Origin of the sequence: Streptomyces sp. NPDC050619 (assembly GCF_040654815.1) — a bacterium.
GTDB lineage: Bacteria > Actinomycetota > Actinomycetes > Streptomycetales > Streptomycetaceae > Streptomyces.
Genome location: NZ_JBFAIR010000015.1, coordinates 201,484 through 226,190, shown reverse-complemented (window position 1 = coordinate 226,190; position 24,707 = coordinate 201,484). Strand labels below are relative to the sequence as shown.

Here is a 24,707-nt window from a genome sequence, read left to right as displayed (position 1 = left end):
CGGCCGGTCCGCGGTGCTCCCCAGCGTTCAGCGGTCCTCGGTGAGGTGATCAGCGGTCCTCGGTGATCGTCATGGCGACACCACCGCTGATCACGACCTCCGTCGCGGCGAACCGCAGTCGCGTCACGCGGGCACGTGCACGGTCTCCACCCGACTGGCGACCAGCCGTTCCCGCTCCCGCCGGGCCGCCCGCTTCCGCAACCGCAGAATCTGACTCACCCCCAGCGCCTGGAGAACGAACACCGCCGAGAACGCCACCGTGTAGTCGTCCCCGGTCGCATCGAGCAGCACCCCGATCGCGAACAGAGTCGTCATCGACGCGACAAAGCCCCCCATGTTCGTGATCCCGGAAGCCGTGCCCTGCCGCTCCGGCGGATTGGCCGGCCGCGCGAAGTCGAAGCCGAGCATCGACGCGGGCCCGCACGCCCCCAGCACCGTGCACAACACCACCAACAGCCACATGGGCGCCCGTTCACCGGGGTAGGCCAGCGTCACCGCCCACATCAGCGCCGTCGCACCCACGGTGCCCAGCGCCAGCGGCAGCCGCGCCCCGTGATGCCGGGCGACGATCTGGCCGTACACCAGCCCGATCACGATGTTCGAGAGCACGACCAGGGTCAGCAGTTCACCGGCCGTGGCCCGCGACAGCCCCTGCGCCTGGACCAGGAACGGCAGTCCCCACAGCAGCAGGAACACCATCGCCGGGAACTGGGTGGTGAAGTGCACCCACAGCCCGAGCCGTGTCCCCGGCTCCCGCCAGGACGCAGCGATCTGCCGCCGTACGTAGGCGGCGCCCTGGTGCGGGAACGGCTCCGGCTCGTGCCCGGCGGGGTGGTCCTTCAGGAACAGCAGCAGAAGCACGAAGACGACGACCCCCGCGAGCGCGCTGCCCGCGAACGTGGCGGTCCAGCCGATCCCGTGCAGCAGCCGGGCCAGCACAAGGGTGGAGACGAGGTTGCCCGCCATGCCCGCGAGCCCCGCGAACTGCGCGACCATCGGCCCGCGCCGGGCCGGGAACCAGCGCGTGCCGAGCCGCAGGACGCTGATGAAGGTCATCGCGTCCCCGCAGCCCAGCAGGGCGCGCGAGGCGAGGGCCATGCCGTACGAGGGCGAGAAGGCGAAGGCCAGTTGTCCGGCCGTGAAGAGAACGACTCCCAGGCCCAGCACCTTCTTGGTGCCGAGCCGGTCCACCAGCAGGCCCACGGGTATCTGCATGCCCGCGTACACCAGGAGTTGCAGGATCGAGAAGGTCGACAGCGCGGAGGCGCCCACGTGGAAGCGCTCGGCCGCGTCGAGGCCGGCGACCCCGAGGGACGTACGGAAGATGACGGCGACGAAGTAGACCGAGACGCCGATGCCCCAGACGGCTATCGCGCGCCGGCCGCCGGGCGGATCCCCCGGCAGCGTGGCCGCGGAGGAGCCGCTCATCGGACCTCACCGCGCGCCAGGTGCGAGAACCAGCCGACGTGCCGGTGGACGACGCCGACCGCGGCGTCCGCGTCCCCGGAGCGCAGTGCGTCGAGGATCTCCTCGTGCTCGGTGAGGGTCTTGGCGATCCGGTCGGGGTGGGAGTGCAGGACGGCGACGCCCATGCGCAGTTGCCGGTCGCGGAGTTGGTCGTAGAGCCGGGAGAGGATCTCGTTGCCGCCGCTGCGGACGATCTCGGCGTGGAAGCTGCGGTCGGTGACGGCGGCCGCGGCCAGATCACCGGCGGCGGCCTGCTCCTTCTGCCGGGCGAGGAGTTCTTCGAGCCGCTCGACGAGCCCGGCCGGCGCGGGTACGGCCTTGCGGGCCGCGTGTTCCTCGACCAGCAGCCGGGTCTCGACCACGTCCGCGATCTCCTGCGCGGACACGGGCAGGACCAGGGCTCCCTTTTTCGGGTAAAGCTTGATCAGCCCTTCCACCTCGAGCCGCAGCAGCGCCTCTCGCACAGGTGTGCGGGAGACCCCGACGGCCTCGGCGAGCTCACCCTCGGTGAGGAGGGTCCCGCCCTGGTAACGGCGGTCGAGAACGCCCTGCTTGACGTGGGCATAGACGCGGTCGGCAGCGGGTGGATGCTTCACGGCCAGGCTCATGCCTACAGCTTAGATACAACACGTACGCATGATGGCGACCGTCCAACATGCGGACCGGAGCGGCACCTTCCGGTGAAGAGCCGGGACCCGGTGCCGCACCGGCACAACCAACTGTGCTACTTACATGTCACACACTTGCGGCCTACCTTCCTGCCACCTCAACCGGCCGCGCTTCAGGGTCATTCGACACAATCGGGGTATCTCAGTTGATAACCGGCATCAAGGGCGGCGTGCGCGGCATCAAGGCCGTTCGCATCCGCAGAGCCGTCGCCGTCACGGTGACCACTGGCGCCATGCTCGCGACCGGAGCCCTCACCGCGGCACCCGCGCAGGCCGTCACCGCGCCCACGATCGTCGCCAAGGGCGGCTATCTGATGGACAACACGAACGCCAAGACGCTGTACACGAAGGCCGCGGACACCAAGCTCTCCACCGGCTCCACGACGAAGATCATGACCGCGAAGGTCGTGCTCTCGCAGTCGAACCTCAACCTCGACTCCAAGGTCACGATCCAGAAGGCGTACAGCGACTACATCGTCGCCAACAACGCCTCGCAGGCCCACCTGATCGTCGGCGACAAGGTCACCGTCCGCCAGCTGCTGTACGGGCTGATGCTGCCGTCCGGCTGCGACGCGGCGTACGCGCTGGCCGACAAGTTCGGCACGGGCACGACGCGGGCCGCGCGGGTGAAGTCGTTCATCGGCAAGATGAACGCCAAGGCCACGCAGCTCGGCTTGACGAACACGCACTTCGACTCGTTCGACGGCATCGGCAACGGCTCGAACTACTCGACGCCGCGCGACCTGACGAAGCTCGCCAGCAACGCGATGAAGACGTCCTTCTTCCGCGGGGTCGTGAAGACGAAGTCGTACACGGCCAAGACGATCACGAAGACCGGCAGCACCCGCACGATGGCGGCGTGGACCAACACGAACGGGCTGCTCGGCAGCTACAGCGGCACGATCGGCGTGAAGACCGGTTCCGGCCCGGAGGCCAAGTACTGCCTCGTCTTCGCCGCCACCCGCAACGGCAAGACGGTCATCGGCACGGTCCTGGCCTCGTCCTCGATCGCCCAGCGCGAGTCGGACGCGAAGAAGCTCATGAACTACGGCTTCGCGAGGCTGGGCTGACACCGAGTCGGTTCCATAGCTGAGGTTCCATAGCTGAGTAAAGGGCCCCTCGCCGACGGCGAGGGGCCCTCACCATGTGACCCATGACAGCTCTCCGCCCCGCACACCCCGACGACCTGGACGCCATCACCGACCTGCACACCGAGGCCCGTACCGCCTACTACCGCGCGGGCGGCTGGTCGGCCCCGGAACTCACCTCTCCCGAGGCGCTCACCCGCCGCCGAGAGGCATGGCAGCGGGCCCTCCACGACAACACCCGGACGGTGCTGTGCGCCGAGCGGGACGGCGAGCTGACGGGCATCGCGTTGATGGGCCCGCCGCTGGACACCGACGTGGACGCCACGGCCGTCGGCCAGCTGTTCCAGATCCATGTCCGCCCGGACCACTGGGGCGAGGGCATCGGCAGCCGCCTGCACGCCGCGTTCGTACGGTTCCTGCGCGAGGCGTCCCTGGACACGGGCCTGCTGGAAGCCTGGGAACGCAACAGCCGGGCCCGGACCTTCTACACCCGACACGGCTGGCAACCGGACGGCCACCGGCGCAGGGGGCCGGGCGAGGGGGCCTACGTTCGCATGCGCCTCGCTGTCCCCGCTGCCCCCGCTGTCCCCACTGTCCTCTCATGACCGAGGCTTCGTATCTCGCGGCGGTCCGGGAGTCGTACGACACCGTCGCCGCCGACTACTTCGAACAGGTCAAGACGCCCGCGGAACTGGACCCACTCTCCCGGCCGAGCTGAGCGTGCCCGCGTTCGGCGTCGACCTGTCACCGAAAATGATCGAACTGGCCCAACAGGCCCACCCCGCCCTGGACATCGAGGACGACACCCTCGGCGGCATCCTGGCCTACTACTCCACCCACCACACCCCGCCGGAGCTGCTGCCCCGCGTATACGCCCGAGTTCCACCGCGTCCTGGCCCCCGGCGGCCGCCTGATGCCGGCCGGCCACGTGGGAGACGGCGAGCGGCTGCGCCCGACACGGGCGTACGGCGGTCATCCGGTCTCGTACGAGTCCCACCTGCTGCCGCCGGACCAGCTCGCCGAACACTCGGCCGGACGGGACTGGTGGTCACCGCGCGGGTGGTGCAGGAGCCGGGCGAGGGCAGGAAGAGGCAGGTCGCGACCCTGCTGGCTCGAAAGCCGACTCGACGGCGAACTGTTGGGGAGCGTTGAGGCGGCCAGGCCCAGTGACGAGTTGCCCAGTGACGAGTTGCCGGTCCTGTTGAAGCGGTTTTCGCACAGGAGAGCCGCGCACCCGGAGTCGAGTGCGCGGCTCCCTTTCTCACTACGCCCAGGTGATCAGTCTCTTCGGCTGCTCCAGAATCGCCGCCACATCCGCCAGCACCTTCGAGCCCAGTTCCCCGTCCACCAACCGGTGGTCGAAGCTCAGTGCCAGGGTCGTCACCTGGCGTGGCTTCACCTTGCCCTTGTGGACCCACGGCTGGAGCTTGATCGCGCCGACCGCGAGAATCGCGGACTCGCCGGGGTTGAGGATCGGCGTGCCGGTGTCGATGCCGAAGACGCCGACGTTGGTGATCGTCACCGTGCCGCCCTGCATGGCGGCGGGGGACGTCTTGCCCTCCCGCGCCGTGGACACCAGTTCGCCCAGTGCCTGCGCCAGCTGCGGCAGCGTCTTCGTGTGGGCGTCCTTGATGTTCGGGACGATCAGGCCGCGGGGGGTCGCCGCCGCGATGCCCAGGTTGACGTAGTGCTTGAGCACGATCTCCTGGGCCGCCTCGTCCCAGGACGCGTTGATGTCCGGGTGGCGCCTGATCGCGACCAGCAGGGCCTTGGCGATCAGCAGCAGCGGGTTGACCCGCAGGCCCTGCATCTCGTGCTTCTCGGGGGCCCGCTTGATCTCCTCGACCAGCTTCAGCGTGCGCGTCACGTCGACCGTCACGAACTCCGTGACATGCGGCGCCGTGAACGCCGAGCCCACCATCGCCGCCGCCGTCGCCTTGCGCACGCCCTTGACCGGGACACGGGTCTCCCGCGCGCCGTCGTACGTCACCACGGGCGCCGGGGCCTCGACCACAGGGGCGGCGGGCTCGGCAGCGGGAGGCGCCGCCGCCGCGTGCACATCCTCGCGCGTGATGATGCCGTCCGGGCCCGACGGAGTGACCGTCGATAGATCGACGCCCAGGTCCTTGGCGAGCTTGCGCACCGGCGGCTTGGCGAGAGGGCGCTGCCGGGCGGGGTCGGCGGTGGCGGCTCCATGGCCGTTCAGCTCTGTCTGGATGGCCGCCGAGGCCTCCTGGACCGGGATGTCCGGGCCCTTGCGGGGGCGGCGCTTCGTGGAGGACGTCGCCACGCCGTACCCGACGAGGACCGGCTGGCGGCCGGAACCTGCCGACTTCGGCTCCTCGGGCTTCCTCTCCGCGGGAGCGGGCGCCTCCGCGGGAGCCGGCGCCCCTTCAGGAGCCGCGCCGCCGCCCGCCAGGTCCACCGCGATGATCGGCGTGCCCACATCCACCGTGGTGCCCTCGCCGAAGTGCAGCTCGCGGACCACACCGTCGTAGGGGATGGGCAGTTCGACGGCCGCCTTCGCCGTCTCCACCTCGCAGACCACCTGGCCGTCGGTGACCGTGTCTCCGGGCTGGACGTACCACTTGAGGATCTCGGCCTCGGTGAGCCCCTCGCCCACGTCCGGCATCTTGAACTCGCGTACGGACGCTTCTGTCATCGTCGTCACGACCCTCTCCTCAGTACGCCAGGGCACGGTCGACGGCGTCGAGCACCCGGTCCAGGCCCGGCAGGTACTCCTCCTCCAGGCGGGCCGGCGGGTACGGGGCGTGGTAGCCGCCGACCCTGAGCACCGGGGCCTCCAGGTGGTAGAAGCAGCGCTCCGTGATCCGGGCGGCGATCTCCGCGCCCGAGCCGAAGAACACCGGCGCCTCGTGGACGACCACCAGGCGCCGCGTCTTCTCCACCGAGGCCTGGATGGAGTCGAAGTCCAGCGGAGACACCGAGCGCAGGTCGAGGATCTCCAGGGACTTGCCCTCCTCGGCGGCCGCGTCGGCGACCTCCTTGCAGAGCTTCACCATCGGACCGTAGGCGACCAGGGTCAGATCGGTGCCCTCGCGGACCACACGGGCCTTGTGCAGCGGGCCCGGGATGGCCTCCGTGTTCACCTCGGCCTTGTCCCAGTAGCGGCGCTTGGGCTCGAAGAAGATCACCGGGTCGTCGCTCTGGATGGCCTGCTGCATCATCCAGTACGCATCCGACGCGTTCGAGGGAGAGACCACCTTCAGGCCCGCCACGTGCGCGAACAGCGACTCCGGCGACTCCGAGTGGTGTTCCACCGCGCCGATGCCGCCGCCGTAGGGGATGCGCACGACGACCGGCAGCTTGACCTTGCCCAGCGAGCGCGCGTGCATCTTCGCCAGCTGCGTGACGATCTGGTCGTAGGCCGGGAAGACGAAGCCGTCGAACTGGATCTCCACCACGGGGCGGTAGCCGCGCAGGGCCAGGCCGATCGCCGTGCCGACGATCCCGGACTCGGCGAGCGGGGTGTCGATGACCCGGCTCTCGCCGAAGTCCTTCTGCAGGCCGTCGGTCACCCGGAAGACGCCGCCGAGCTTGCCGACGTCCTCGCCCATGACGAGGACCTTGGGGTCCGTGTCCAGCGCCGTGCGCAGCGACTCGTTGATCGCCTTCGCCAGCGGCATGCTCTTGACCGTCTTGGAAGCCACCGTGTCCGCCATGTCAGTTGTCCCCCTCTGCGTCCGCGAACGACGCCTGGTAGGCGGCGAACTGCGCCCGCTCCTCGTCGACGAGCGCATGTCCGTCCGCGTACGCGTGCTCGAAGAGGGCGAAGCGGTCCGGGTCCGGCATGCCGCGGACCGCTTCGCGCACTCGCCTGCCCAACGCCTCGCTCTCGCTCTCCAGTTCCGCGAAAAATCCCTCGTCCGCGTGGTTTGAGGCCTCCAGGTACCGGCGAAGGCGCAGCAGCGGGTCCTTCGCCTCCCAGGCGGCCCGCTCGTCGTCGTGGCGGTAGCGGGTGGGGTCGTCGGAGGTGGTGTGGGCGCCCATGCGGTACGTGTACGCCTCGACCAGGGTCGGGCCCTCGCCGCTGCGGGCGCGCTCCAGCGCCCACTTGGTGACGGCCAGACAGGCGAGCACGTCATTGCCGTCGACGCGGACGCCCGGGAAGCCGTAGCCCTGCGCGCGCTGGTAGAGCGGCACGCGGGTCTGCCTCTCGGTCGGCTCGGAGATCGCCCACTGGTTGTTCTGGCAGAAGAACACCACCGGGGCGTTGTAGACCGCGGAGAAGGTGAAGGACTCGGCCACGTCGCCCTGGCTGGAGGCGCCGTCGCCGAAGTAGGCGATGACCGCCGAGTCCGCGCCGTCCTTGGCCACGCCCATCGCGTAGCCCGTCGCGTGCAGCGTCTGCGCGCCGATGACGATCGTGTAGAGGTGGAAGTTGTTGCCGCTCGGGTCCCAGCCGCCGTTGTTCACGCCGCGGAACATGCCGAGCAGGTTGGCCGGGTCGACGCCGCGGCACCAGGCGACGCCGTGCTCGCGGTAGGTCGGGAAAACGTAGTCGTCGTCGCGCAGGGCGCGGCCGGAGCCGATCTGTGCGGCCTCCTGGCCCAGCAGCGAGGCCCACAGGCCGAGCTCGCCCTGGCGTTGCAGGGAGGTGGCCTCGGCGTCGAAGCGGCGGGTGAGCACCATGTCGCGGTAGAGGCCGCGGAGTTCTTCAGGGGTGATGGCGGCGACATACCGGTCGTAGTCGGCGCTTTTGACGCGCTTGCCCTCGGGCGTCAGCAGCTGGACGAGCTGAGGCTCGGTATTTGACGACTTCTTTGCGGTTCCGCGCTTGCCGGCCGTGCTTTTTGCGCCGGTTGTACCTGCGCTGCGTCGCGGTGTGCGCGCGGCAGTGCTCTCCACGGTCACGTGTGCTCCTCCGTCGGTCCGGCTACCCGGGTTCGCCGGGCGCCAGTGCGGCTCACCTGGCCTCACGGACGCACGGGGTGGGTGCGGCCCGTTCGGGATCAGGCGTGACAGGTGCCCCGGCGAGCGCCCTGCAACAGGCACGTTACCCAGTGCTCCACATTTCTGTGAAACCCCTTCTGACCTGCGATTTTGCTTGGATTTCCAAGTAAATCGCGAAATCGGGGAACAGTCCCTGGTCACAGCCTCGCAGGGGGCCGGAACAACGGCACGTTATCCCGGTGACCCGGGACACGGGAAGGGCCCACTCAGCGGTATCACGGCGGCGGCGGAAGCTCGCGGGATGCACGGAAAGCCACTTCGGGCACATCCCGTGATCGAAAGGGACTGCCTGTGACAACCCCCAGCTCAGGGGCCTGGTTCGTGCCCTAGCATCGGGCAGCGTGCCGCGTTCTTGTGTACCACCCCTTTTGTCCCACGCGCCCCCGCTGAGCGCCCTTCTCCGGCAGTACGCCGCCGGTTCCGCCCTCGCCTGCGAGCCCGTCGACCAGGGGCTGCTCAACCACGGCTACCGGCTGTGCACGACCCGCGGCCGCTACTTCCTCAAGCACCACTTCGACCCCGAGACCGCCGCCCCGGCAGCGATCGCCCGCCAGCACCGGGCGACCCAGCGCCTGGCCGACCTGGGCGTCCCGGTGGCGCCCCCGCTGACCGGCCGCGACGGACGCACGGTCGCCGTCGTCGGCGGCCACGCCTACGCCCTGCACCCCTGGGTCGACGGCCGGCACCGCCACGGCGGCCAGCTCACCCCCGCCCAGTGCGGACGACTGGGAGCACTCCTGGGGATGGTGCACGCGAGCCTGGAGCGGGTGATGCCGGCACACGCGCGTGCCCGCGCCGAACAGGCCCCCAGCCCCGACCCGGCCGACACCTTCACCCTCATCGACGACCTGCTCGCCCATGTGCGCCGCCACCGCCCCGCCGACTCCTTCGACGAACTGGCCCGCCACCGGCTCCTGGAGCGGCGCGCGCTGCTGGAGCAGCACGCCGACCGGCGGCCTGCGCGCGGGGGCTCGGTGGGCTGGGTGCACGGGGACTTCCACCCGTTCAACCTGCTCTACAAGGGGGACGCTCCGGCCGCGATCGTCGACTGGGACCGGCTCGGGGTGAAGCCCCGCGCGGAGGAGGCCGTACGCGCCGCCGCGATCTTCTTCGTACTGCCCGCCGGCGCCCTCGACCTGCCGAAGGTGCGGTCCTACGCGCGCGCGTACCGGCGTACGGCCGGCGCCACGCCCTCGCAGCTCGCGGCGGCCGTGCACCGCGTGTGGTGGGAGCGCCTCAACGACTTCTGGATGCTGCGCTGGCACTACGAGCGCGGCGACACCCGCGCGGATCCCCAGTTCCCGGCCGCCTCGGCGCTCGCGGTGTGGTGGACGCGGGAGTACGACGCGGTGTGCGAGGCGTTCGCCGAGTGAGCCGACGGCACGAGCGGCGCGACCGGCACGACTCGCACGAGCGGCACCGCACGCGCGCGTGGAGGTCGTGCCGGGTCAGCCGGTCAGTTGGTGCCGCCGTCGCCGCCCTGCGTAACGCCGCCGACGGTGTCGTCCGGCGGAGGCGTGGTCTGAGGCGTCTCGACCGGGTCGCTCGTCGTCGGAGTGTCGCTCGGCTCGGTCGTCGTCGGCTCGTCCGTCGGGTCACCGGTCGGGTCGCCGGTGTAGCTCTGCGACGGCGTGTACGAGGGCGTGTACGACGGGGTGTACTCCGGACCGGTGCCCGTGCCGGTGCCACTGCCGGTGCCGTCGTCCGTGGTCGTGTCGGTGGGCTCCTCGCTCACTGACTCGCTCGGCGTCTCGCTGGGGGTCTCGTCCTTGGTGGTCGGCGAGGTGGTGGTCGGCGACTCCTTGGTGCCGGTACCGCCGCCGCCCCCGTCGCCGCCCTGGAGCGCCAGCGCCACACCCGCGGCGATCGCGATCACCGCGAGCACGGCGAGGATCCACAGCTTGCCCCGGCCGCCGCCCTTGTTGCCCCGGCCCTCGAAGCCGCCGTCGTCCCCGCCGCCGTAGCCGGCGGGCAGGATCGGCTGCGGGATCTGCGTGGTGCCGGAGGAGCCGCCGGAGTGCATCACGGAGGTGCCCGTCATGCCCGCCGCCGGGGTGTGCCGGCCGTCGTGCATGGCGACGGGGCCGGTGTTCCAGGTGCCGGTGTGGCCGCCCTGCTCGTACAGCATCTGGAGGCCGTACTGGACCAGGCCGCGCATCTCCTCGGCGGTCTGGAAGCGGTCGTCGGGCTCCTTGGCGAGGGAGCGCATGACGAGGCCGTCGAGCTCCGGCGGACAGGCGTCGGAGGTCTCGGACGGGGGCGTCGGGATGTCCTGGACGTGCTGGTAGACCACCGAGAGCGGCGTCTCGCCGGTGAACGGGGGACGCAGCGCGAGGAGTTCGTAGAGCAGGCAGCCCGTCGCGTACAGGTCGGAGCGGTGGTCGACGGCCTTGCCGAGCGCCTGCTCCGGGGAGAGGTACTGCGGGGTGCCCATGACCATGCCGGTTTGAGTCATGGTCGACTGCGCGCCGTGCAGGGCGCGCGCGATGCCGAAGTCCATCACCTTCACGGCGCCGCCGTGCGTGATGATGACGTTGGCGGGCTTGATGTCGCGGTGCACGATGCCGTGCTGGTGCGAATAGGCAAGCGCTTCCAGCACACCCGAGACGATGATCAGGGCCTGCTCGGGGCCGGGCGCCTCGGCGTTGAGGAGCAGGTCGCGGATCGTGCGACCCTCGACGATCTCCATCACGATGTACGGCACGGACTGGCCGCCCACGAAATCCTCACCGGAGTCGTACACGGCGACGATCGCGTGGTGGTTGAGCCCGGCCACCGACTGGGCCTCGCGCGTGAAGCGGGCCTTGGAGACGGGGTCCTCGGCGAGGTCGGAGCGCAGCAGCTTGACCGCCACGGTGCGTCCGAGCCGCACGTCCTCGGCCGCGAACACCTCGGCCATGCCGCCCCGGCCGAGTCTGCGGGTCAGCCGATATCGACCGTCCCCGACAAGTCCGCCATTACCCCACAGTTCCGGCGCATCTGACATCCCGCCGCCAGTCGCCTCGGGGTCGGACGGGCCCTGAGCGCGCTGCTGCTGTGCCATCAGTCCTCGCCGTCGTTTCTGCCCGCGGTGCGCGCGGTGTTGTTACGGTCTCCGTCGGCCACGCTACAGCCTCCGCGCAAGCCGCCGGTCCGGGATGGGCCCGGGGAACGGCCCCGAGACCGACCGGCCATGAAACCTTCAGTACGTGTCGGCGTGCAAATTGTGTGTACGGTCGCCCGCCCGCGGTAACGCTTCCGCGACGCTTCTTTCGCGTACGGTCACGGATCGGGCACCGAGCTTGACGTGTCAGTGCCCTCCGGCAGACTTGGCCGGGAATAGCACTTTCGATCAACGCCGAGCAGCACGAGCATCACGGCACGTAACGGCGGTTGAAGGCCTACGGGGGACGCAGAGAGATGAGCCAGGACGCCGCACACGGCCGATATGCGGGGCGGGCGCTGGCCGGCGGCCGCTATCAGCTGCGCGACTTGCTCGGCGAGGGCGGCATGGCGTCGGTGCACCTCGCATACGACGCGGTGCTCGACCGGCAGGTCGCCGTCAAGACACTCCACACCGAGCTGGGTCGGGAACAGGCCTTCCGCGAGCGCTTCCGCCGCGAGGCCCAGGCCGTGGCCAAGCTCACGCACACCAACATCGTCTCGGTCTTCGACACCGGCGAGGACAATCTTGACGGCATGACGACGCCGTACATCGTCATGGAGTACATCGAGGGCCGCCCGCTCGGCTCGGTGCTCGACGAGGACGTACGGCAGTACGGCGCGATGCCCGCCGACAAGGCGCTGAAGATCACCGCGGACGTGCTCGCCGCGCTGGAGATCAGCCACGAGATGGGCCTGGTCCACCGGGACATCAAGCCGGGCAACGTGATGATGACCAAGCGCGGCGTCGTCAAGGTGATGGACTTCGGCATCGCGCGCGCCATGCAGTCCGGTGTCACGTCGATGACACAGACCGGCATGGTCGTCGGCACCCCGCAGTACCTCTCGCCCGAACAGGCGCTGGGCCGGGGTGTGGACGCCCGCTCCGACCTCTACTCGGTCGGCATCATGCTGTTCCAGCTGGTCACCGGGCGGCTGCCGTTCGACGCGGACTCGCCGCTGGCCATCGCGTACGCGCATGTGCAGGAGGAGCCGGTCGCGCCCTCCTCGGTCAACCGCTCCCTGCCGCCGGCCGTGGACGCGCTGGTTGCCCGCGCGCTGAAGAAGAACCCGAACGAGCGTTTCCCGAGCAGCGAGTCCATGCGCGACGAGTGCCTGCGGGTGGCGGCGTCCTTGCATCCGGCCGCGCCGAGCATCGTCCCGGGCGCGCACACCTCGAGCGGCTCCGGCGTCGGCTCCGCGGTGTTCCCGCCGGTCGACCAGTCGGCTCCGGGGGTCATGGGCACTCCGGGGGCCATGGGCAACGTACAGACGCCCTACCAGTCGACGCCGGCCCCGAACCCGTACAGCACCCCGCCGCCCTCGGCGCCTTCTCCGGCGTACGGCTATCCGCAGCAGGGCGGCTATCAGACCCCGGGCCAGGCCGCGTACGCGCCGCAGCAGACGCCGTCGACCCCGCCGCCGTACAACCTCACGCCCCAGCACGCCCCGGGCGGCGCGGGCGGCGGCAAGAGCAACAAGCCGGTGATCATCGGCTCGATCGTCGTCTCGCTGGTCGCGGTCGGCGGGCTGCTCGCGGCGCTGCTGATGAACAGCGGCGGGAGCGACGCGGGCGCGGGCGGGGACAGCAGCGCGAGCCCCTCGGTGTCGGCGACCAAGGCCGAGGGCTACCGCGGTCCGGACACGTCCCGGACGATCGAGAAGACCGAGTGCACCGAGCCGCAGGAGTCGTACAACAACCCGGACCAGGTGCAGATGCCGGACTTCACGTTCAAGAACTGGACATCGGTCCTCTCCTGCCTCCAGGCCGCCGGGTGGCCTTACGACAAGAACCCGGTGGACGAGAACACGTACGGTGAGGACACCGTGATGCGGCAGTCCCCCAAGGCGGGCACGGACTTCGACCCGGACAGTCCTCCGGACATCCAGTTCGACATCTCCACGGGCAATCCCGCCTGACACCGGCGAGGTGAAAAGCCCGGCAGCGTGGGCTGCCGGGCTTTGTTGTCGGGGCTTTACGGGCTCTGCATGCGCTACGGGCTACGGGTTCTACGGACGGGCTCAACTACGGCTTACAGGTACGGTCCGCCCGAGCGGCCGCCCGCGCGCGGGTCGTCGTCTTCCTCGCCGCCTCCGACGCCCGGCGGGAGGGCGCGGCGCATCTGCTCCAGCTGGGCGCGCGCGGCCATCTGCTGGGCGAACAGGGTCGTCTGGATCCCGTGGAAGAGGCCCTCGAGCCAGCCGACCAGCTGGGCCTGCGCGATGCGCAGTTCCGCGTCGCTCGGGGTCGCCTCGTTCGCGAACGGCAGGGAGAGCCGCTCCAGCTCCTCGACGAGCTCCGGAGCCAGGCCGTCCTCCAGTTCCTTCACCGAGCTGGCGTGGATCTCCTTGAGCCGGACTCGGCTCGCCTCGTCCAGGGGAGCCGCGCGCACCTCTTCGAGCAGCTGCTTGATCATGCTTCCGATCCGCATGACCTTCGCCGGCTGCTCGACCATCTCCGTGACCGGAACCTCGCGGGAGTCCTCGTCTCCTCCGCCGCCGAGAGCCATCCCGTCCTGGCCCACGACCAGGATTTGGGGGTTCTCCGGCGACCTTTCGTTCCTCGGCATCTCCATGCCGCCATTCTCTCGCACCGCCGCGCCTCCCATCGTGGTGCCCCCGGTAAGAGCTGATCCACCGTTCACGGAGCGGATGGGCTTCCGGCGGAACATGAAATGCCGGGATAGCCAGTAAATGCCAGGCTTGTGCCGTGACTCCATGGCTGCGCGCGACGGGAATGCTCGTGGTGGTGGGGGCGGGCGTGATCGTCTCTCCGTACGGGGCCGAATGGTCCTACGGCGCTCAGTCCGCGCCGCCGCACGGCTCCCTGCGTGTCTCCGCCGTGCGTGTCTCCGCCTCCCCTTCGCCCTCGGCCTCCGCCGCCGCGCCCTCCCGGGCCGGGAGCCGCGCGGGTGAGGGGCGGGAGCGGCCGGGGCGGCGGGTGGAACCGGATGCGGTGCCGGAAGGCGAGGATGTCGTGGAGGGCGACGGTGACGGCGACAGCGACGCCGGCATCACCGCCGTACCGGAATCGCCGCGAGCGACCCCCGGCGTGCCCTCCGAGCAGCCCTCCGCGCGCGCCGAGCGCCCCGCTGGATCCGGGCTGCGGATCCTGCCCCTGGGCAGCGGGCTGATCCTGGTCGGGCTCGGCCTGGGGCTCGCCTTCATCGCGCTGCGGGTGCGGCGGGGGCCGTCGTAGCTCCCGCGCCTTGTCACTTGGGTCCTAGGGGGCGACGAGCAGGACCTTTCCGATGTGGCCGCTCTCCTCCACGACCCGGTGTGCGGCGGACGCGTCGCGCATCGGGAGTTCGCGGTCGACGATCGGGCGTACGTGGCCGGCGTCGAGGAGGGGCCAGACGTGCTCGCGTACGGCGGCCACGATCGCCGCCTTCTCCTCGAGCGGGCGGGCCCGCAGCGAGGTCGCGCTGATCGCGGCCCGCTTGTTCAGGAGGGCGGCGATGTTCAGCTCGCCCTTGATGCCGCCCTGCATGCCGATGATCGCGAGCCGGCCGTTGACGGCGAGCGTCTTGACGTTGCGATCCAGGTACTTCGCGCCCATGTTGTCGAGGATGACGTCGGCGCCCGCCCCGTCGGTGGCCTTCTTGACCTCTTCGACGAAGTCCTGCTCCCGGTAGTTGACCAGGATGTCGGCGCCCAGTTCGGCGCAGCGGTCCAGCTTCTCCCGCGTGCCCGCCGTGACGGCGACCTTGGCGCCGACGGCCTTCGCGAGCTGGATCGCCATGGTGCCGATGCCGCTGGAGCCGCCGTGGACGAGCAACGTCTCGCCCGGGCGGAGGTGGGCGATCATGAAGACGTTCGACCAGACCGTGGACACCACCTCGGGCAGCGCCGCGGCCTGCTTGAGGTCCATGCCCTTGGGCAGGGGCAGCAGCTGGCCGGCCGGGACGACGACCTTCTCGGCGTAGCCGCCGCCCGCGAGCAGCGCGCACACCTCGTCGCCGACGGCCCAGCCGGAGACGCCGGGGCCGATCTCGGCGATCCGTCCGGAGCACTCCAGGCCGGGGTAGAGGGAGGCGCCGGGCGGCGGGTTGTAGAAGCCCTGCCGCTGGAGGATGTCGGCGCGGTTGACCGCACTGGCCGTCACCTCGACCAGGACCTCGCCCTCGCCGGACACGGGATCCGGTACCTCGTCCCATACCAGCGCCTCGGGCCCACCAGGTTCGGGAATCGTGATCGCATGCATGAAGGGGACGCTACTCCTCGGTCCCCCGACTGAGGTCCCCGGACGGAGGTCCCCGGACGGGCCCTGGTCAGGTCAGCCTCGGTCTGTGGTCCCACCCCCGTCGGTCCTTGGACCGATCCGCCGAGAAATCCCTGTGCGCGACCGATGAGTTTGGGCGAAGGTAAAAGTCTCCCCATGCGTACCTCAAAGGTGTGGAAGACGCGGAAGGAAACCAACCATGAGCCAGCACACGTCCGGCCTGGCCATCGAGACCGCGGGCCTGGTGAAGACGTTCGGCGAGACACGGGCCGTCGACGGCGTCGACCTCGCGGTGCCGGCCGGCACGGTCTACGGCGTCCTCGGCCCGAACGGCGCCGGAAAGACAACCGCGGTGAAGATGCTCGCCACCCTGCTCCGGCCGGACGGCGGCCAGGCCCACGTCTTCGGCCACGACGTCGTGCGCGAGGCCGACGAGGTCCGCAGTCGGGTCAGTCTCACCGGCCAGTACGCCTCCGTGGACGAGGACCTCACCGGCACCGAGAACCTGGTGCTGCTGGGCCGGCTCCTCGGCCACGCCAAGAAGCCCGCGCGGGAGCGTGCCGCGCAGCTGCTGGAGGCCTTCGGCCTCACGGAGGCGGCCGGAAAGCAGGTCAAGCACTACTCCGGCGGCATGCGCCGCCGTATCGACATCGCCGCCTCCATCCTCAACACCCCCGAGCTGCTCTTCCTCGACGAGCCGACGACCGGCCTCGACCCGCGCAGCCGCAACCAGGTGTGGGACATCGTGCGCGCGGTCGTCGCCCAGGGCACCACCGTGCTGCTGACCACGCAGTATCTGGACGAGGCCGACCAGCTGGCGTCCCGGATCGCCGTCATCGACCGCGGCAAGGTGATCGCCGAGGGCACCAAGGGCGAGCTGAAGGCCTCCGTCGGGGCCGGGTCCGTACATCTGCGACTGCGGGATCCCGCGCAGCGGCCGCAGGCCCAGGAGGTGCTGCGGCTGGCCCTGGACGCGGAGGTGCAGCTGGAGCCCGATCCGGTGGCGCTGACGGCCCGCGTCGGGACCGGGGCGGCCGATGGGCGGGGCGCGGCCGAGCAGGCGGCCCGCGCGCTCTCCGAGCTGGCCCGCGGCGGCATCATCGTCGACAACTTCTCGCTGGGACAGCCCAGCCTGGACGAGGTCTTCCTCGCCCTCACCGGACACGACACCCGCGACGCCCGCGACACGAAGGACGAGGTGGCGGCATGAGCACCGCGACTACGACCGAGAGCAAGGACCTCGCCCCCGTCAGCGCCGAGTCGCTGGCCGCGCTGCTCGTCGCCGGGGAGCGGCCGCCGCGCCCCAGCGCGTGGTCGGCCTCACTGACCTTCGGCTGGCGGGCGATACTCAAGATCAAACACGTGCCGGAGCAGCTCTTCGACGTCACGGCGTTCCCGATCATGATGGTGCTGATGTACACGTACCTGTTCGGGGGCGCCCTGGCCGGCTCCCCGAAGGAGTACATCCAGTTCCTGCTGCCGGGCATCATGGTGATGTCGGTCGTGATGATCACGATGTACACCGGCGTCTCGGTGAACATCGACATCGAGAAGGGCGTCTTCGACCGCTTCCGGACGCTGCCCATCTGGCGGCCCTCGACGATGGTCGGCTATCTGCTCGGCGACGCCCTGCGGTACACGATCGCGTCGATCGTGATGCTCACCGTCGGTCTGATCCTGGGCTACCGCCCGGACGGCGGGGTCGTCGGCGTGCTCGCCGGGGTCGCCCTGCTGATCGTCTTCTCGTTCGCGTTCTCGTGGATCTGGACGATGTTCGGGCTGCTGCTGCGCACCGAGAAGTCGGTGATGGGCGTCAGCATGATGGTGCTGTTCCCGCTGACCTTCCTGTCGAACATCTTCGTCGACCCGAAGACCATGCCGGGCTGGCTACAGGCGTTCGTCAACAACAGCCCGATCACCCACCTGTCGTCGGCCGTGCGCGAGCTGATGGCGGGCGACTGGCCGACCGACGAGATCGCCTGGTCGCTGGGCTGGGCGGGCCTGCTCGTGCTGGTCTTCGGGCCGGTCACGATGCGGCTGTACAACCGCAAGTAGCCCTTGTGTCCCCCTCTGCAGGGGTCAGTCTCTGCAGGGGTCAGTCCTGCGGGAGCGGGCGGATGTCGGGCGCGACCTGCGTGCCCGGCGTCACCCGCACGATCGTGATCAGCCGGTCCGTCAGCTCCAGCGTGCCGACGGCCGGATCGTCGTATCCGAGCACCCGGTGCCCGCGTACGACGCTGACCACCAGGTCGTCCGTCTCGCGCGGGCTCCTGCCCACCTCGGCCTTTATGACCGGCCGCTCCATGATGTCGAGGCCGCTGCCCTGCTGGATGAGGTCCTCCATCACCATGCCGGCCGCGGGGCTCAGCACGGACAGCCCGAGGAGCCGGCCTGCGGCGCTGGCGCTGGTGATCACCGCGTCGGCGCCGGACTGCTTCAGCAGCGGGGCGTTCTCCTCCTCGCGCACCGCGGCCACGATCTTCGCGCCCTTGTTGAGCTGCCTGGCCGTCAGCGTCACGAGGACGGCCGTGTCGTCACGCTGGGTCGCGATGATGATCTTCCGTGCCCGGTGCACCTCGGCCCGCATCAGGACGTCGCTGCGCGTCGCGTCGCCCATGACTCCGGCGTAGCCGTCCGCGGTCGCCGCGTCGATCACCTTGGAACTCGGGTCGACCACGACGACCTGCTCCTTCTTCAGCCCTGTCGCCAGGACGGTCTGGATCGCCGACCGCCCCTTGGTGCCGAAGCCGACGACGACGGTGTGGTCACGCAAGGTGGACCTCCAGCGGTTGAGTCGCCATTCCTCACGGGTGCGCTCGGTGAGGACCTCGAGCGTGGTGCCGACCAGGATGATCAGGAACAGCACGCGCAGAGGCGTGATCACAAGGATGTTGGTGAGCCGGGCGGCGTCGCTGACCGGGGTGATGTCGCCGTAGCCGGTGGTGGAAAGGGTGACGGTCGCGTAGTACCAGGCGTCCAGGAAGTCGACGGAGCCGTCGGAGTTGTCGTTGTACCCGTCGTGGTCGGCATAGACGATCAGGGCGGTCGCCACGAGGACCAGCAGGGCGATGGACAGCCGCCTGGCCACCTGCCGGAACGGATGCTCCACCACTTTCCGGGGCAGTTTCACCCGATGGGTCACGAGATGTTCGTCCGCCTGGCGGGCGATCGTGTCCTGGCCGGGAAGTTTCACGTGAAACACACCCCGATTCCGGCGCTCGCCCAGGGCAGGTCGAGGAGCTCCGTCTCCTGACCCGGCCGGGCGCCGCCCGGTGGTACGACGGCCAGGGCATCGGCCGCCGCGATGCCGCGCAGCATCGCCGGGCCGTTGTAGTGCAGCGGCACGGCATGGTCGCCGCGCAGCACGACGGGGATGAGCCGGGTGTCGTACGGGTGCCCGTGTGCCTCGTCCCGCAGGGGGAGCGTGTACGGCTCCGGGGCGGGGCGTGCCGTGAGCGTCCGCAGCAGCGGCTCGGCGAGCGTGAGCAGGCCGGAGACGGCCGCGAGGGGGTTGCCGGGGAGGCCGACGAGGTGCTGGTCCTCCTTGGTGCGGGCCAGCAGCATGGGGTGGCCGGGGCGCACCTTGACGCCGTCCACCAGGAGTTCGGCGCCGATGCGGCGCAGGGTGGGGTGGACGTGGTCGACGGGGCCCGCGGCGGTGCCGCCGGTGGTGACGATCAGGTCGGCGTCGGAGGTGGTGACGGCCTTGTGCAGGGCCTTGGCGTCGTCGCCGAGCCGGCGTACGGCGGTGACCTCGGCGCCGAGCGCCCGCAGCCAGGGCGGGAGCATGGGGCCGAGCGCGTCGCGGATCAGGCCGTCGTGCGGGGTTCCTTCGGTGAGCAACTCGTCGCCCAGGACGAGGACTGCCACGCGGGCGCGGGGTACGGCGGTGAGCGTGTCGTACCCGGCGGCCGCGGCGAGGCCGAGCACGGCCGGGGTCACGAGGGTGCCGGCCGCCAGGAGCTGGTCGCCGCTGCGGCACTCCTGGCCGCGCGGGCGGATGTCCTGGCCGTGCGCGGCTTCGCGGGTGGCGTGCAGACGGCCCTTGTCGTCGGTGCGGCCGTGCTCGCTGCGCAGGACGGCGGTCGTGTCCTGAGGGATGCGGGCGCCGGTGGCGATCCGGGCGGCCTCGCCGTCGGTGAGCGGCTCGGGCTCGGCGTGCCCGGCCAGGATTCCCTCGTCCCGTACGTCCCAGGGGCCGGGCCCGGCGACCACCCAGCCGTCCATCGCGGAGGTGTCGAAGGAGGGCAGGTCGGTGAGGGCGGTGAGGGGGGCGGCCAGGGTGAGGCCCAGGACCGCGTCCAGGGGCACGGAGACGGGGGCTCGGCGTGCGCTTCGGGTGGCTGTGCGCGCGGCGCGGGCGGCGATGGCGCGGGCCTCGGGCCAGGGGGTGGCCCGGTGGCGGGCGTCCCGCTTGTGCTCCGGCTCGTGCGGCGTGCCTGGGTGGCCGGCGTGGGCTCCCTGGGCAGGCGGGGGCGCGTTCACGAGGGCGAGCACCTCCTCCACGTCGAGGTCCTCGGCGTCCGCGCCGGTCGGGATGCCACGGGCGGTCATCCGGCGTCCGGGCGGGTGTCGGGGGTGGCGTCGGGAGCCACGTCGGGCTTGCCGGCGGCGGTGTCCTCCTCGGCCCAGCGCAGCGCGAGGGCGGCAGCCTTGCGGCTCGCCTCGGCGACGGCTTCGGGGCCTGAGCCCGCCTGCGCGGCCGCATAGCCGACGAGGAAGGTGGTCAGCGGCGCGGCGGGCCTGGCCACGCCGTGGGCGGCGTCGCGGGCGAGGTCGAGCAGGACGCCGGTGTCGACGTCGAGGTCGATGCCCAGCTCGTCCTTGACTGCGGAAATCCATTCATCCAACACGTGCCCATGCTCCCTGATACGTGACCTGGCGGTGGCGATGTCGTCCCAGGTGTCGCAGTCGAAGGACGCGACGGGGTCGGGGACGCGGGCGAGGCCGAGCGCGGCGGTCAGCCGGCGCAGGGGCAGCCCGGTGAGGCTTCCGTGCACGTGCGTGAACGCGGTCAGCTCCCGGCGCAGTGCGGATGCCCGGTACGCGGCCACGAGCGGCTGGTCGCGGCCGTCGGCGTCGGTGAGCAGCACGCCGTCGGCGCCGCTCACGCGAAGGGCGGTCAGCAGCCGCCGTACCGTCGCCCCGGTCAGGAACGGCAGGTCGGCGGAGAGCACCAGGACCTGGTCGGCCGTGGTGTGGCGCAGCCCGGCGCCGAGTGCGGCGAGCGGTCCGCCGCCGGGCGGGTCCTCCCGGGCCCAGATGACGGGCCGAGCGGTCGGCCTGGGGTCGGCGACGACGACGGTGGTGTGCGCGTCGGCGCAGGCGGCGAGCACCCGGTCGAGCAGCGCGCGCCCGCCCACGCGCAGGCCGGGCTTGTCGGCACCGCCGAGCCGCCGGGCGGCACCCCCGGCGAGGACGACGGCGTCGTACTCGGCCCGGTGCGCGGCATCGGGGGGCGGCGGCTCGAAGGCGGTCACACCCCGAGTATGCGTGCCGCGGCGATCACAGGGAACGTGGGGGAGGCGGCGCAATCACAGGGTGCGCAGCAATACCGCCGGCTGCTCCACGCAGTCCGCCACGTACCGCAGGAAGCCGCCTGCCGTGCCGCCGTCGCACACCCGGTGGTCGAAGGTGAGCGAGAGCTGGACGACCTGTCGCACCGCCAGCTCGCCCTCGTGCACCCAGGGCTTGGGGGCGATGCGGCCGATGCCGAGCATGGCCGCCTCGGGGTGGTTGATGATCGGCGTGGAGCCGTCGACGCCGAACACGCCGTAGTTGTTCAACGTGAAGGTGCCGCCGGTGAGTTCGCCGAGGGACAAGGTCCCCGCGTGGGCCGCCTCGGTCAGCCGGGCGAACTCCTCCGTCAGCGCTTGCGCGTTCCGCGTGTGCGCGTCCCGGACGACGGGGACGACGAGTCCCCGCTCGGTCTGCGCGGCGAACCCGAGGTGCACGGAGTCGAGCCGGACGATCTCCCTGGCCTCCATGTCCACGGTGGAGTTGAGCTCGGGGAAGCGGGCGAGCGCGGCAGTGCAGATGCGGGCCAGCAGGGCGAGGAGGGAGATCTTCGGCGCGCCTATGGCGTTCATCGCCGTACGCGCTCGCATCAGCTCCGTCGCGTCGGCGTCCACCCAGCAGGTCGCGTCCGGTATCTCGCGGCGGCTACGGGAGAGCTTGTCGGCGACGGCGCCTCGGACGCCCTTGAGGGGAATGCGGGTGCCGGTGGGGGCGGCTGTCGCGGCCGGGACGTCGGTGGTCGTGGTCGTCGGCGTCACGCGCGCGTGCGGCTCGACGTGCGGCGGCGCCGTCGTCCGCCCCTGCGCCGCGGCGGCCCGCAGCGCGTACTCCACGTCGGCCCGCAGGATCAGCCCGTCGGGCCCGGAACCGGTCATCTCCCGCAGGTCGAGGCCGTTCTCACGGGCGAGGCGGCGCACCAGCGGGGAGATCACCGGAACCGGACCGTCCGCCACCTCCGCCGGCCCGGGGGCACTGACCTGGCCGTTCTCCGCGTCGGCGACGGGCGCCGACCGCTCCGGCCGTACCCTGCGCCGGCGCGCCGGTGCCTCGGAGGTGCCGTAGCCGACGAGGACATTGCCCGAGCCCTCGGTCTCTCCGCCGGAGGCCGGCGCGCCCACCGCCACCGTGATCAGCGGGGCCCCGACGGGCAGTTCCGTGCCCTCCTCGCCGAAGCGGGCCGTGACCACGCCGCCGTAGGGGCAGGGGACCTCGATCATCGCCTTGGCCGTCTCGACCTCGACGACCGGCTGGTCGACGGCGACGAGATCTCCGACCTCGACGAGCCAACGGACGATCTCCGCTTCGGTGAGCCCCTCCCCGAGGTCGGGGAGCCGGAACTCCAGGCTGTGCATGTTCGAAGCATGCGAGAGGTGTGACTCGTGTGAAGCGTGTCCCATCAGCTTTCGGCCTCCCACTGCAGACGCCCCACGGCGTCCAGGATCCGGTCCACGCCGGGCAGGTGGTGGCGCTCCAGCATCGGCGGCGGGTAGGGGATGTCGAACCCGGTCACGCGCAGCACCGGCGCCTCCAGGTAGTGGAAGCAGCGCTCCGTGACACGGGCCGCGATCTCCCCGCCCGGGCCGCCGAACCCGCCCGACTCGTGTACGACGACCGCCCGCCCGGTCCGCCGTACCGAGGCGCAGACCGTGTCGTCGTCGAACGGCACCAAGGAGCGCAGGTCGACGACTTCGAGATCCCAGCCCTCTTCCCGCGCGGCCTCGGCGGCTTCGAGGCAGACGGGCACGGACGGTCCGTACGTGATGAGCGTGGCGCTCCGGCCTGAGCGCCGCACCACCGCGCGGCCAATCGGTTCAACGGTCGTCGGCTCCTGAGGGTTCCAGGAGTCCTTCGACCAGTACAGGCGCTTGGGCTCCAGGAAGACGACCGGGTCGTCGGAGGCGATGGCGGCGCGCAGCAGGCCGTAGGCGTCGGCGACGGTCGCGGGCGTGACGACATGGAGCCCCGGAGTCGCCATGTAGTAGGCCTCGGACGAGTCGCTGTGGTGCTCGACGCCGCCGATGCCGCCGCCGTAGGGGACGCGGATGGTGAGCGGGAGCGGCAGCGCGCCGCGGGTGCGGTTGCGCATCCGCGAGACGTGGCTGATCAGCTGCTCGAACGCCGGGTAGGCGAACGCGTCGAACTGCATCTCCACGACCGGGCGCAGCCCGTACATCGCCATGCCGACGGCCGTCCCGAGGATGCCCGCCTCGGCCAGGGGCGTGTCCGTGCAGCGGTCCTCGCCGAACTCCTGGGCGAGCCCGTCGGTGACCCGGAAGACCCCGCCGAGCGTGCCGACGTCCTCGCCCATGACGTGCACGGCCGGGTCGGCGGCCATCGCGTCGCGCATCGCGCGCGTGAGGGCCTGCGCCATGGTGGCCGGCTTGAGGGCGACGGTGGTCATCGGTGCGTCCCTTCCCGCGCCGCCGCCAGCTCGGCCGCCAACTGAGCCTGCTGCTCGCGCAGTTGCGCAGTGGGCTCGGCGTACACCTGGGCGAACAGGTCCATGGGGTCGAGCGCCGGGTCCTGGTTCATGCGCTCGCGCAGGTCGGCGGCCAGCGCCTCGGCGGTGTCCCGTGCGGCCCGGATGCCGTCCTCGTCGATCAGCCCGCGTTCGGTCAGCTCGTGCTCCAGGAGCGCGATCGGGTCGTGGTCCCGCCAGGTGTCGACCTCGGCGTCGCCGCGGTAGCGGGTCGCGTCGTCGGCGTTGGTGTGGGCGTCGACGCGGTACGTGATCGCCTCCACCAGCGTGGGACCGCCCCCCGCGCGCGCGTGCCGTACGGCGTCGGCGAGGACCTCGTGCACGGCGGCCGCGTCGTTGCCGTCGACCAGGCGGCCGGGCATGCCGTAGCCGACGGCCTTGTGGGCCAGCGACGGGGCCGCGGTCTGCTTGGCGAGCGGGACGGAGATCGCGAAGCCGTTGTTCTGGACGAGGAAGACGACGGGGGCCTTCCAGACGGCGGCGAAGTTCAGCGCCTCGTGGAAGTCGCCCTCGCTGGTGCCGCCGTCGCCGACGATGGCCAGCGCGACCACGTCGTCGCCCTTGAGACGGGCGGCGTGCGCGAGACCGACGGCGTGCGGGAGCTGCGTGGCGAGCGGGGTGCACAGGGGAGCCACGCGGTGTTCGCGCGGGTCGTAGCCGGTGTGCCAGTCGCCGCGCAGCAGGGTGAGGGCCTGGACCGGGTCCATGCCGCGGGCGACGGCGGCGAACGTGTCGCGGTAGCTGGGGAAGAGCCAGTCGCGCTCCTCCAGGACCAGCGCGGCGGCGACCTCGCAGGCCTCCTGGCCGGTGCTGGAGGGGTAGACGGCGAGGCGGCCCTGCTTGGTGAGCGCGGTGGCCTGCGCGTTGAACCGGCGTCCGCGCACCAGCTCGGCGTACAGCCGGCGCAGCAGGCCGGGGTCGGCCTGCGCGGCCGCTTCCGTGCCGAGGACGCGGTACGGCTCCGCGTCGGGCAACAGCGGCGCGGGGTCGGTGCGGGGCTGCCATGCGGGCGGCGGCGATGGCCGATACGCGCCCCGCTGCTCCATGACCGTCATGACGGCACCTCCTCGTGGGAGCGGCTTCAGGCGCGTCACGGGTGTGATGCGCCTCACCTACCGATTGTTCGGTCGTCGGCACATTTTGGCTACAGG

21 protein-coding genes and 1 pseudogene are annotated in these 24,707 nt (G+C 71.2%); 8 read left to right on the top strand and 14 right to left on the bottom strand.

The features are described 5' to 3' along the window. Nucleotides 1-123: 123 nt before the first annotated feature. Entirely contained in the window at nt 124-1,428 is a 1,305-nt protein-coding gene (locus tag AB0I77_RS25245; protein WP_363284929.1) for an MFS transporter, read from the bottom strand. Next, nucleotides 1,425-2,075, bottom strand: coding sequence for a GntR family transcriptional regulator (locus tag AB0I77_RS25240; protein WP_363284928.1), 651 nt, complete (start codon nt 2,073-2,075; stop codon nt 1,425-1,427). Before AB0I77_RS25240 ends, AB0I77_RS25245 begins: the two co-directional genes overlap by 4 nt. A gap of 293 nt (nt 2,076-2,368) precedes the next feature. On the opposite strand from AB0I77_RS25240, the gene AB0I77_RS25235 reads away from it, so the two are divergent. The 3 genes and pseudogenes from AB0I77_RS25235 to AB0I77_RS25225 all read left to right on the top strand — a co-directional run bounded on the left by AB0I77_RS25235 (nt 2,369) and on the right by AB0I77_RS25225 (nt 4,375). Next, complete coding sequence (locus AB0I77_RS25235; protein ID WP_363284961.1) at nt 2,369-3,205, top strand: serine hydrolase; 837 nt, start codon at nt 2,369-2,371, stop codon at nt 3,203-3,205. An 83-nt stretch (nt 3,206-3,288) separates the two neighbouring features. Continuing rightward, complete coding sequence (locus AB0I77_RS25230) at nt 3,289-3,828, top strand: GNAT family N-acetyltransferase (protein WP_363284927.1); 540 nt, start codon at nt 3,289-3,291, stop codon at nt 3,826-3,828. Next, nucleotides 3,825-4,375, top strand: a pseudogene (locus AB0I77_RS25225) (class I SAM-dependent methyltransferase). Before AB0I77_RS25230 ends, AB0I77_RS25225 begins: the two are co-directional and overlap by 4 nt. Before the next feature lie 112 nt (nt 4,376-4,487). Here AB0I77_RS25225 and AB0I77_RS25220 read toward each other — a convergent pair. From AB0I77_RS25220 to pdhA (AB0I77_RS25210), 3 genes are read right to left on the bottom strand one after another with little or no spacing between them, the layout of a single operon-like run. Continuing rightward, complete coding sequence (locus tag AB0I77_RS25220; RefSeq protein WP_363284926.1) at nt 4,488-5,894, bottom strand: dihydrolipoamide acetyltransferase family protein; 1,407 nt, start codon at nt 5,892-5,894, stop codon at nt 4,488-4,490. A gap of 10 nt (nt 5,895-5,904) precedes the next feature. Continuing rightward, nucleotides 5,905-6,906 carry an alpha-ketoacid dehydrogenase subunit beta gene (locus AB0I77_RS25215; RefSeq protein WP_363284925.1) on the bottom strand — a complete coding sequence of 334 codons (1,002 nt, stop codon included), beginning with the start codon at nt 6,904-6,906 and terminating at the stop codon, nt 5,905-5,907. A gap of 1 nt (nt 6,907) precedes the next feature. Next, entirely contained in the window at nt 6,908-8,098 is a 1,191-nt protein-coding gene (pdhA, locus tag AB0I77_RS25210; RefSeq protein WP_363284924.1) for a pyruvate dehydrogenase (acetyl-transferring) E1 component subunit alpha, read from the bottom strand. Nucleotides 8,099-8,565: 467 nt separating this feature from the next. Between pdhA (AB0I77_RS25210) and AB0I77_RS25205 the strand changes: the two genes are divergently transcribed. Further along, a complete protein-coding gene (locus AB0I77_RS25205) occupies nt 8,566-9,570 on the top strand; it encodes a phosphotransferase (RefSeq protein ID WP_363284923.1) in 1,005 nt (334 codons plus the stop codon). An 83-nt stretch (nt 9,571-9,653) separates the two neighbouring features. Here the strand turns inward: AB0I77_RS25205 and AB0I77_RS25200 are convergent, their stop codons facing one another. Continuing rightward, complete coding sequence (locus AB0I77_RS25200) at nt 9,654-11,240, bottom strand: protein kinase (protein WP_363284922.1); 1,587 nt, start codon at nt 11,238-11,240, stop codon at nt 9,654-9,656. 356 nt (nt 11,241-11,596) lie between these two features. Between AB0I77_RS25200 and AB0I77_RS25195 the strand changes: the two genes are divergently transcribed. Then, nucleotides 11,597-13,258 (top strand): protein kinase, encoded by a 1,662-nt coding sequence (locus AB0I77_RS25195; RefSeq protein ID WP_363284921.1) that lies wholly within the window; start codon nt 11,597-11,599, stop codon nt 13,256-13,258. Nucleotides 13,259-13,371: 113 nt separating this feature from the next. Here the strand turns inward: AB0I77_RS25195 and AB0I77_RS25190 are convergent, their stop codons facing one another. Then, nucleotides 13,372-13,914, bottom strand: a complete 543-nt coding sequence (locus AB0I77_RS25190; RefSeq protein WP_363284920.1) for a bacterial proteasome activator family protein — start codon at nt 13,912-13,914, stop codon at nt 13,372-13,374. A 134-nt stretch (nt 13,915-14,048) separates the two neighbouring features. On the opposite strand from AB0I77_RS25190, the gene AB0I77_RS25185 reads away from it, so the two are divergent. After that, nucleotides 14,049-14,537, top strand: coding sequence for a hypothetical protein (locus tag AB0I77_RS25185; protein ID WP_363284919.1), 489 nt, complete (start codon nt 14,049-14,051; stop codon nt 14,535-14,537). 24 nt (nt 14,538-14,561) lie between these two features. On the opposite strand, the gene AB0I77_RS25180 is transcribed toward AB0I77_RS25185, so the two are convergent. Beyond that, on the bottom strand, nt 14,562-15,542 hold the full coding sequence (locus AB0I77_RS25180) for an NAD(P)H-quinone oxidoreductase (protein ID WP_363284918.1): 981 nt from the start codon (nt 15,540-15,542) through the stop codon (nt 14,562-14,564). Between the two features lie 217 nt (nt 15,543-15,759). On the opposite strand from AB0I77_RS25180, the gene AB0I77_RS25175 reads away from it, so the two are divergent. Next, nucleotides 15,760-16,770, top strand: coding sequence for an ATP-binding cassette domain-containing protein (locus AB0I77_RS25175; RefSeq protein ID WP_363284917.1), 1,011 nt, complete (start codon nt 15,760-15,762; stop codon nt 16,768-16,770). Continuing rightward, a complete protein-coding gene (locus AB0I77_RS25170) occupies nt 16,767-17,615 on the top strand; it encodes an ABC transporter permease (protein ID WP_363284916.1) in 849 nt (282 codons plus the stop codon). The genes AB0I77_RS25175 and AB0I77_RS25170 overlap by 4 nt, the downstream gene beginning before the upstream one ends. A gap of 40 nt (nt 17,616-17,655) precedes the next feature. Here AB0I77_RS25170 and AB0I77_RS25165 read toward each other — a convergent pair whose 3' ends face one another. The 6 genes from AB0I77_RS25165 to pdhA (AB0I77_RS25140) are packed head-to-tail and all read right to left on the bottom strand — an operon-like array spanning nt 17,656 to nt 24,611. Further along, complete coding sequence (locus tag AB0I77_RS25165; protein ID WP_363284915.1) at nt 17,656-18,753, bottom strand: potassium channel family protein; 1,098 nt, start codon at nt 18,751-18,753, stop codon at nt 17,656-17,658. Further along, the gene (locus AB0I77_RS25160; protein ID WP_363284914.1) at nt 18,750-20,114 is read right to left on the bottom strand and encodes a molybdopterin molybdotransferase MoeA; all 1,365 of its coding nucleotides are present in this window, start codon (nt 20,112-20,114) and stop codon (nt 18,750-18,752) included. The genes AB0I77_RS25165 and AB0I77_RS25160 overlap by 4 nt, the downstream gene beginning before the upstream one ends. Further along, nucleotides 20,111-21,040, bottom strand: coding sequence for an NTP transferase domain-containing protein (locus tag AB0I77_RS25155; protein WP_363284913.1), 930 nt, complete (start codon nt 21,038-21,040; stop codon nt 20,111-20,113). The genes AB0I77_RS25160 and AB0I77_RS25155 overlap by 4 nt, the downstream gene beginning before the upstream one ends. Nucleotides 21,041-21,094: 54 nt before the next feature. Continuing rightward, nucleotides 21,095-22,429 (bottom strand): dihydrolipoamide acetyltransferase family protein, encoded by a 1,335-nt coding sequence (locus AB0I77_RS25150; RefSeq protein WP_363284912.1) that lies wholly within the window; start codon nt 22,427-22,429, stop codon nt 21,095-21,097. A gap of 44 nt (nt 22,430-22,473) precedes the next feature. After that, nucleotides 22,474-23,478, bottom strand: coding sequence for an alpha-ketoacid dehydrogenase subunit beta (locus tag AB0I77_RS25145; protein WP_363284911.1), 1,005 nt, complete (start codon nt 23,476-23,478; stop codon nt 22,474-22,476). Then, nucleotides 23,475-24,611 carry a pyruvate dehydrogenase (acetyl-transferring) E1 component subunit alpha gene (gene pdhA, locus AB0I77_RS25140; protein ID WP_363284910.1) on the bottom strand — a complete coding sequence of 379 codons (1,137 nt, stop codon included), beginning with the start codon at nt 24,609-24,611 and terminating at the stop codon, nt 23,475-23,477. The genes AB0I77_RS25145 and pdhA (AB0I77_RS25140) overlap by 4 nt, the downstream gene beginning before the upstream one ends. Nucleotides 24,612-24,707: the final 96 nt, after the last annotated feature.

What these genes read in the sequence shown, in the direction of transcription:
- AB0I77_RS25245 (WP_363284929.1), bottom strand. Translation starts at nt 1,428, where the DNA reads ATGAGCGGCTCCTCCGCGGCCACGCTGCCGGGGGATCCGCCCGGCGGC.
- AB0I77_RS25240 (WP_363284928.1), bottom strand. Translation starts at nt 2,075, where the DNA reads ATGAGCCTGGCCGTGAAGCATCCACCCGCTGCCGACCGCGTCTATGCC.
- AB0I77_RS25235 (WP_363284961.1), top strand. Translation starts at nt 2,369, where the DNA reads ATGCTCGCGACCGGAGCCCTCACCGCGGCACCCGCGCAGGCCGTCACC.
- AB0I77_RS25230 (WP_363284927.1), top strand. Translation starts at nt 3,289, where the DNA reads ATGACAGCTCTCCGCCCCGCACACCCCGACGACCTGGACGCCATCACC.
- AB0I77_RS25215 (WP_363284925.1), bottom strand. Translation starts at nt 6,906, where the DNA reads ATGGCGGACACGGTGGCTTCCAAGACGGTCAAGAGCATGCCGCTGGCG.
- AB0I77_RS25200 (WP_363284922.1), bottom strand. Translation starts at nt 11,240, where the DNA reads ATGGCACAGCAGCAGCGCGCTCAGGGCCCGTCCGACCCCGAGGCGACT.
- AB0I77_RS25195 (WP_363284921.1), top strand. Translation starts at nt 11,597, where the DNA reads ATGAGCCAGGACGCCGCACACGGCCGATATGCGGGGCGGGCGCTGGCC.
- AB0I77_RS25190 (WP_363284920.1), bottom strand. Translation starts at nt 13,914, where the DNA reads ATGGAGATGCCGAGGAACGAAAGGTCGCCGGAGAACCCCCAAATCCTG.
- AB0I77_RS25180 (WP_363284918.1), bottom strand. Translation starts at nt 15,542, where the DNA reads ATGCATGCGATCACGATTCCCGAACCTGGTGGGCCCGAGGCGCTGGTA.
- AB0I77_RS25175 (WP_363284917.1), top strand. Translation starts at nt 15,760, where the DNA reads ATGAGCCAGCACACGTCCGGCCTGGCCATCGAGACCGCGGGCCTGGTG.
- AB0I77_RS25170 (WP_363284916.1), top strand. Translation starts at nt 16,767, where the DNA reads ATGAGCACCGCGACTACGACCGAGAGCAAGGACCTCGCCCCCGTCAGC.
- AB0I77_RS25160 (WP_363284914.1), bottom strand. Translation starts at nt 20,114, where the DNA reads ATGACCGCCCGTGGCATCCCGACCGGCGCGGACGCCGAGGACCTCGAC.
- AB0I77_RS25150 (WP_363284912.1), bottom strand. Translation starts at nt 22,429, where the DNA reads ATGCACAGCCTGGAGTTCCGGCTCCCCGACCTCGGGGAGGGGCTCACC.
- AB0I77_RS25145 (WP_363284911.1), bottom strand. Translation starts at nt 23,478, where the DNA reads ATGACCACCGTCGCCCTCAAGCCGGCCACCATGGCGCAGGCCCTCACG.
- pdhA (WP_363284910.1), bottom strand. Translation starts at nt 24,611, where the DNA reads ATGACGGTCATGGAGCAGCGGGGCGCGTATCGGCCATCGCCGCCGCCC.